The organism is Leucobacter sp. M11, from assembly GCF_035726885.1.
Taxonomy (GTDB): Bacteria; Actinomycetota; Actinomycetes; order Actinomycetales; family Microbacteriaceae; genus JAPFRB01.
Genome location: NZ_JAPFRB010000008.1, coordinates 50474 through 58147, shown reverse-complemented (window position 1 = coordinate 58147; position 7674 = coordinate 50474). Strand labels below are relative to the sequence as shown.

General features: G+C 71.4%; 4 protein-coding genes and 1 pseudogene. All 5 read left to right on the top strand.

Annotated features, from left to right (window positions below):
- Positions 1-102: 102 nt before the first annotated feature.
- Positions 103-1605, top strand: coding sequence for an anthranilate synthase component I family protein (locus OOT08_RS18715; RefSeq protein WP_325094411.1), 1503 nt, complete (start codon positions 103-105; stop codon positions 1603-1605).
- Positions 1602-4112: a leucine--tRNA ligase gene (gene leuS, locus OOT08_RS18710; protein ID WP_325094410.1), complete on the top strand. Its 2511-nt coding sequence runs from the start codon at positions 1602-1604 to the stop codon at positions 4110-4112. Before OOT08_RS18715 ends, leuS begins: the two co-directional genes overlap by 4 nt.
- Before the next feature lie 259 nt (positions 4113-4371).
- Entirely contained in the window at positions 4372-5274 is a 903-nt protein-coding gene (locus tag OOT08_RS18705; RefSeq protein WP_325094408.1) for a hypothetical protein, read from the top strand.
- 104 nt (positions 5275-5378) lie between these two features.
- On the top strand, positions 5379-6305 hold the full coding sequence (locus tag OOT08_RS18700; RefSeq protein WP_325094407.1) for a hypothetical protein: 927 nt from the start codon (positions 5379-5381) through the stop codon (positions 6303-6305).
- A gap of 206 nt (positions 6306-6511) precedes the next feature.
- Positions 6512-7674: pseudogene (locus tag OOT08_RS18695) on the top strand (hypothetical protein); the annotation flags it as partial.

Sequence of the window (7674 nt, the reverse complement as noted above, 5' to 3'; positions counted from 1 at the left end):
GCGGCTCCGGCGCGACCGCGAGCGCGCCGTCAACGAAGCGCAGATACGCCACCTCAGCCCCTCCCTGTCGTGGCCGTGTGCGCAAAAGTCTAGGCTAGGGGGATGCCCATTGCCCCGTTCCGACACGCGCTGCCCCCGGAACTGTCCCTCCCCGTGCTCGCCCGGAGCCTCGCGGACACCGGCCGTCCGCTCGTCTGGTTGGACTCGGGCCCGGACGCGCGGGAGGGCGTGAGCGTGCTCGCCCTGGCCGACTCGGTGCTGCGCACCGGGGACGGCGTGGGCCCCGAGGAATTCTTGGACCGGCTCCGCGCGGCGCTGCGCCCGGGCGACGAGGAGCCAGCCCCGGCGGGGCCCTTCGGCGAGGCCCTGCCGCGGTTCCGGCTGGGCTGGGCGCTGCACCTCGACTACGAGTTCGGCCTGAGTCTGCTGGGCCTGCCCGCCGCCGCTCCGCGGGCGCTCGCCCTCCGCGTGACGGCCGCCGTGGAACTTGACCACGCGAGCGGGACGCTCACCCTCCTCGCCGAGAGCGAGGCGATCCGGGACAGCTGGCTGGCGACGCACGCGTCGGCCTTGCGCACAGCACCCCCGGTGGCACCGGCCGCGCCGAGCGAGCCGAGTGCGCCCTCCCCGCCGCCCGGCACCGTGACCGCCTGGCGGCACACGGACGACGCCTACCGCGACCGGATCCTCGCCTGCCAGGAGCGGATCCGGGCGGGCGACGCCTACGTCCTCTGCCTCACGAACGAGGCGGTGCGCCCCGCGCCCCGCGGCCCGGCCTCGGATCCGCTCGCGCTCTACCTGCGGCTGCGCGAGGTGAGCCCGGCGCACCACGGCGGGCTCATCTGGGTGCCGCCAGAGCCCGGTCCCGCGGGAACCGGCAACGCGGGAACCGGGCACGCGGCGGAGGCGCTTCTCAGCGCGAGCCCGGAGCGCTTCCTCGCGGTGACCGGCGACGGCCGCGTCAGCACGGTGCCGATCAAGGGCACCCGGCCCCGTTCGGCGGACCCCGCCCGGGACGCGGCCCTCGCGGCGGAGCTCGCCGCAAACGAGAAGGAGCGCGCCGAGAACCTGATGATCGTTGACCTCATGCGCAACGACCTGAGCCGGGTGTGCGCGCCGGGCAGCGTCCGGGTCGGGCGCTTCCTCGCGGTCGAGCCCTACCGGCACGTCTTCCAGCTCACGAGCACCGTGACCGGCGCGCTCGCCCCGGGCCTCGACGCGCTGGACGCGCTCCGCTCCTGCTTCCCGGCGGGCTCCATGACCGGGGCCCCCAAGCGCAGCGCCGCGCAGATCCTCGCGGGGCTGGAACAGGGGGACCGCGGCGGGTACTCGGGGTGCTTCGGGTACCTCTCCCACGGCGGCGACGCCGATCTGGCGATGGTGATCCGCAGCATCGTGCTCCGCGACGGCCTCGCCCGAGTGGGCGCGGGCGGCGGCATCACCGCGGATTCTGTGCCCGAGGAGGAGATGGCCGAGGTGCACCTGAAGGCGGCGGCCCTGCTCCGAGTACTCGGGGCCGAAATCGGGGAAAGCGCCCCGGAAAAGCGCGCTATTCTGGAGGCTTGGGTGCAAACGCAGCCGGAGAACGCTGAGAGGTGCGAGTGAACGAGCAGACCCCCGAGGAATCGGTGTACGACTTCAAGTCGATCCAGGAGCGGTGGCTTCCGCTCTGGGACAAGCTTCAGCCCTTCACCGCCGGCGGGCTCGGCCCCGATGCCCCGACCAAGTACGTGCTGGACATGTTCCCGTACCCCTCGGGCGACCTACACATGGGCCACGCCGAGGCCTTCTGCTTCGGCGACGTCCTCGCCCGCTACTGGCGCGGCCGCGGCTACGACGTGCTGCACCCGATCGGCTGGGACTCCTTCGGCCTGCCCGCCGAGAACGCGGCGATCAAGCGCGGCGTCGACCCCCGCGAGTGGACCTACGGCAACATCGAGCAGCAGAAGGTCAGCTTCCGCGCCTACGCGCCGTCCTTCGACTGGTCGCGCGTGCTGCACACGAGCGACCCCGAGTATTACAAGTGGAACCAGTGGCTGTTCCTGAAGATGTACGAGAAGGGCCTCGCGTACCGCAAGGCGAGCTGGGTGAACTGGGACCCGGTGGACCAGACCGTGCTCGCGAACGAGCAGGTGCTCGCCGACGGCACCTCCGAGCGCTCGGGCGCCGTGGTCGTCAAGAAGAAGCTGACGCAGTGGTACTTCAAGATCACGGACTACGCGGACCGGCTCATCGACGACCTCGACCAGCTTGAGGGCCTCTGGCCGAGCAAGGTGCTGAACATGCAGCGCAACTGGATCGGCCGCTCGATCGGGGCCGACGTGGACTTCGTGATCGAGGGCCGCGCGGAGCCCGTGACCGTGTTCACGACCCGTCCCGACACCCTCTTCGGCGCGACCTTCATGGTCGTCGCCCCGGACTCCGACCTCGCCTCCGAGCTCGTCGTGGATGCGAGCCCCGAGGCGCGGATGCGGTTCCAGGACTACCTGACCGAGATCCAGAAGTCCTCCGAGATCGACCGCCAGAACGCGGACCGCGAGAAGACCGGCGTGTTCCTGGAGCGCTACGCGCTGAACCCGATGACGGGGGAGCGGATCCCCGTCTGGGCCGCGGACTACGTCCTCGCGGACTACGGCCACGGCGCGGTCATGGCCGTGCCGGCGCACGATCAGCGCGACCTTGACTTCGCCCGGGCCTTTGACCTGCCCATCCGCCCCGTGCTCGAGCCCGTCGTGGCCGAGGGCGAGGAGACCCCTGGTGACCCCGCGGAGACGGGCGTCGCCACCTCGGGCAACGGCGTCCTCGTGAACTCCGGCGAGCTCGACGGCCTGGACAAGACCGCGGGCATCGCGAAGGCCATCGAGCTGCTGGAGGCCAAGGGCACCGGCCGGGCCGCGAAGACCTACCGCCTGCGCGACTGGCTGATCTCCCGCCAGCGCTACTGGGGGACGCCGATCCCGATCCTGCACGCCGAGGACGGCTCGCTGCACCCGCTCACGGAGGACCAGCTCCCCGTGGTGCTGCCCCCGAGCGAGGGCCTGGACCTGAAGCCGAAGGGTGCCTCGCCGCTCGGCGCGGCCACCGAGTGGGCCACGGTCACGGACCCCGCGACGGGCCAGACGATGCAGCGCGACCCGGACACGATGGACACCTTCGTCGACAGCTCCTGGTACTTCCTGCGCTTCCTGTCCGCCAACGACGACACGCAGGCCTTCGACCCGAAGGAGGCCGCGAAGTGGGCCCCCGTCGACCAGTACGTGGGCGGCGTCGAGCACGCCATCCTGCACCTGCTCTACTCGCGCTTCATCACGAAGGTGCTGCACGACCTCGGCTACCTGGACTTCACCGAGCCCTTCCGCGAGATGCTGAACCAGGGCATGGTGCTCCAGGACGGCGCGAAGATGAGCAAGTCGAAGGGCAACCTCGTCGAGTTCGCCGAGCAGCTGGAGGCGCACGGGGCCGACGCGCTCCGCGTCACCCTGGCCTTCGCCGGGCCGCCCGAGGACGACATCGACTGGGCCGACGTCTCGGTGCAGGGCTCCACGAAGTTCCTGGCCCGCGCCTGGCGCATCGCGCAGGACGTGGAGAGCCCCGCCGGGGTCGACTTCGCCACGGGTGACGTGGCGCTGCGCCGCCACACGCACCGGCTGCTCGCCGACGCGCCCACGCTCATCGAGGGCTACAAGTTCAACGTCGTCGTCGCCCGCCTGATGGAGCTCGTGAACGTGACCCGCAAGGCGATCGACTCGGGCGCGGGCAAGGCCGACCCGGCCGTGCGCGAGTCCGCCGAGGCGATCGCGATGATCCTCGACCTGTTCGCGCCCTACACGGCGGAGGACATGTGGGCGGCTCTCGGGCACGAGCCCACGGTCGCCCTCGTGGTGTGGCCGGAGGCCGATCCGGCCCTCCTCGTCGAGGACGAGATCACGGTCGTCGTGCAGGTGGACGGGAAGGTGCGCGCGAAGCTCGCCCTGCCCGCCGACATCGCCGAGGCCGACGCGGAGGCCCTGGCCCTCGCCAACGCCGATGTGCTGCGCTCGGTCGGGGACCGCCAGGTCGCGAAGGTCATCGTGCGCCTGCCGAAGATCATCAGCGTCGTGCTGGCCAAGTAGCCAGAGCCCCGAGCCTCACCGCCGCCCCGCGGGTTCTCCGGAACCCCGGGGCGGCGCTGTGTCCGCCGCCGGGTTTCCCGTGCCGTGAGCTCATCTCTCTTTCCGATTTTTTTGACGGTGCGTCCCCGGAGAACAGATCGAGGAGGGCGGAGGCGGGTCTCGTTGAGAAAGAGACCTATACTGATCCGCGTCAGCCACCCGCTCGTTCACCCCGAGCTGTCCTTGAGGTTCATGTCCGTGACCTGAGAGGCCCCGCACGATGACCGTCCGATCGCGCCGATCCCGCCGCGCCCTGCCACCGACCCTGGCGATTCTCCTCACGCTCACCCTGGGGGTGGGTGGATGCGCACGCCCCGACGCGCCGAGCGTCCTGGACACCGATCCAGCGGAGCTCACTGAATCTGAGATCGAGGCTGATCTCTCGGCCTATGAGTCGGTGACCGCGGATCTCGATTTTGCGCGCGCTGAGGCCCGGTTACCCCTCGACCGAGCCATCACCGAGGGCGTGGCCGAGATGCGTCTGCGCGAGCACCAGTTGCGCTTCGCGAAGCTGAACGCGTGCTTCGCAGCCCAGCAGCTCCCTCCCCGAACGGCCATCAGCGACTCTCGGGAGTTCGCCGAGGTCTTCCTGTTCCGGGAGTTTGGGTTCTGGGACGTGTCGGGGGCCGCTGTTCGCGGCTACGACCTCCCCAATGCCCCAGCGGCTGGTGTCGCCGACGACGGGAGCGCGCACGACACGATGTCCGAGGCGGAGCGCGCCTGCTGGGAGGCAGCTGACGAGGGCACCGAGCGCGAGGAACAGTCGGAGAACCTGTCGCTGGCAACGCAACTGCGGGACCGGGCCTGGTACGTGACGACGCAGCGGGCCGAGGTCCGCGCCGCGAACGACGCGGCCGCTGCCTGCATGCGTGAGCAGGGGCTGACCCTGGACGAGAACCAGGAGGTGATTCCCCCCGAACCAGACCAGGAGGGCATCCTGCGGACCGCGCTCACGGAGGCCCGCTGCCGGGTCGACACCGGACAGATCCGGGTCTCATTTGACACCCAGGCGCGGCTCGAGGCTTCGTACCTCGACGAGAACGAGGCGACCCTGGAGCAGGAAATCACCGACCGAAGCGACCGACTCGCGGAGCTCGATCGCGCCATCGCCGACGTCGGGTAGCGCCAACGCTCGACGCCCCACGCCGAATGCCTTCACCGCCGAATGCCCCCAACCGCCCGTCCCGCCCAGAGACGTACGCGTTTCGACCGACCGGAAGGAGCACCGTGACGCTCGCCCGTTTTCCCCAGGAACGAACGCCGCGTCGCCGCGCCCGCTGGCTCGCACTCGGGCTCTGGCCCGTGCTGCTCGTCGCGGGCTGCGCTGCCGCCGAACCCGCCCTGCCCCCGAGCGAATCCGCGCCATCGGCAGCACCCGGCCCCGCTGGGCCGACCGGGGCCGCTGATTCCGGTGAGGCATTCCCGCTTGACGCGTACGGCTTCGAGGGCGAAGAGGCCCTCGCCATGCTGCGCGCGGAGTGGCCCGGGGTACAGGAGTGCCTGATCGCGGCCGGGGTGCCCGGCGTGATCGAGGAGCCACCGGATTGGTCGCAGATCGCCCCGGTGGAACGCTCCAGCCTGGTCGGCATCTTTCTCCCGGAGGCCGCGCGGGCTGCCCTGGAACGAGCCCGTTCGGGCAACGAGCACGCCCCGCTCAGCGAGCCCGACTACACCCGCGGGAAGCCGGAAAACCAGGCCGATGCCGACACGATCCAGGGGTGCCGCACGAGCGCCGAATCGCCGGTGAGCGGCTGGCGGGCGCTCAGCGTCAGCTACGGGGGAGAGATCGAGCCGCAGTCGCTCATCGCCGAGCTCGACGCTCAGGCGTGGGACCGCTTCCACGCTGAGATCGGGGACCGCACCCCCGCGGTGGCCGCCTGGGCCGAGTGCCTGGGCGAGCGCGGCTATACGATGACCGTGTACGACGATGAACCACTGCCCGTCCCCGATCTGCCCCCCGACACGATCGCGGTCTTCGAAGCAAACCTTGCCCAGGCGGAGTGCGGCGAGGAGACCGGGGTTCGCGACGAGCTGGTCAGCCGGCTGCGGAGCGTGCAGGACGAGGTGATCCGAGAGAACGCCGCTCGGCTCGCCCCGATTGCCGCGGAACGGGCGCGCCTGCTCGAGGCTGCCGCGACGGCGGACGCGCGGTGACCCCGCCCGGGCGCGGGGAGCGCCGGAAGCGGGCCGGAGCCGAAGATGACCGAATCAGAGATCATGACGGCGGTTCCGCCCCCGATCTCCGCAGCGGCGCAGCGGACGATCACGACGGTGCTGCTCCGGGAACCGTCGAGGCACTGCTCGCTGAGGTTTCCGGCGAGCCGGACCCCCCGACGGAGGATCCGCGGCCGCTGCCGGTCTTGACCCGTCCCGGCTGGGTCATCGGCACCGTCGGGGTGCTCCTGGCGCTCCTGGTCGGGGCGTTTCTGGCGGGCCGTTGGGTATCCGGCCCGGATGACGCGGCCCGGGAGGCCGCGGAACAACCCATCCCGGTCATGGTCGCGGTCGAGCTGCGGCCGGAGGTTCCGGCCCTGACCCTGATCGGCGAAGTCACCGCCGCACAGACGCAGGCGGTCACGGTGCCCGCCTTCGAGAGTGCCGCACCCGTTCCCGCCGCCTCGAACCCCGGCACCGCCCCCGAGAAAACGGCGACGGGGTCGGCCCCGGATCCGGCGCAGACCGCGAAGCCAGACCCGGCCCCAAGCCCAGGTCCAGACTCCTCCCCGGCCCCGACGCCGACCGTACCCGCCCCTGCCCCCATCCAACGAAACATCGTCACCCTGAGCAGCCTCAGCGTCGACGATCGGGCCGCCCCCGGCGCTCTGCTGGGTGAGGTGTCCGGGTTGCCGGTGATCGCCGTGCCCACGGGGACCGCGCTGTATCGGGACCTCGTGGTCGGCACGGTCGGGCCCGACGCACTCGCGATCAAGCAGGTGCTCCGCGAGCTCGGCTACTGGGGCATCAGCGACGGCAACACCTTCGACCAGGACAGCCTGAACGCGGCGACCCGACTGCTCGCCGAGTACGGCTACCCGGCTCCGCTGGCCCAGGACGGGAGGCCAGGGCTCACCTGGCAGCGGCTGCTGCCCTTGCCGGCGGGGGCCAGCGCCGTGACGCGGGTCGCCGGGGTCGGTACGGTGCTGGACGAGGACACGCCGCTGGTGACCTTTGCCACGAGCGACGCGTCCATCGCGGTGCGCGCCTCGCTGCTGGAGCGGGAACGCGTGGAGATCGGAAGCGAGGTGAGCGTCCTGATTGGGGGCGTGACCTACGAGAGCACCGTGACGGCGATCGGTGCCTATGTCGAGGGGACCGGCGAGGAAGCCAGCGGGTACCCGGTGTCGATCGCCTTCCCGAGCGCGGCCGGGGCCGTGCCCTCCGCCGGGACCCCGATGCCCGTCACGATCCCGGAGAGCGGGGAGCTCGGCCCGAGCGTGCCCCTGATCGCCGTTCGCCAGGACGGCAGCGGGGCGAGCGTTCAGCTCGTTGGCGAAACCGGAGCGGGTGCCTCAGCGGCCCCCGA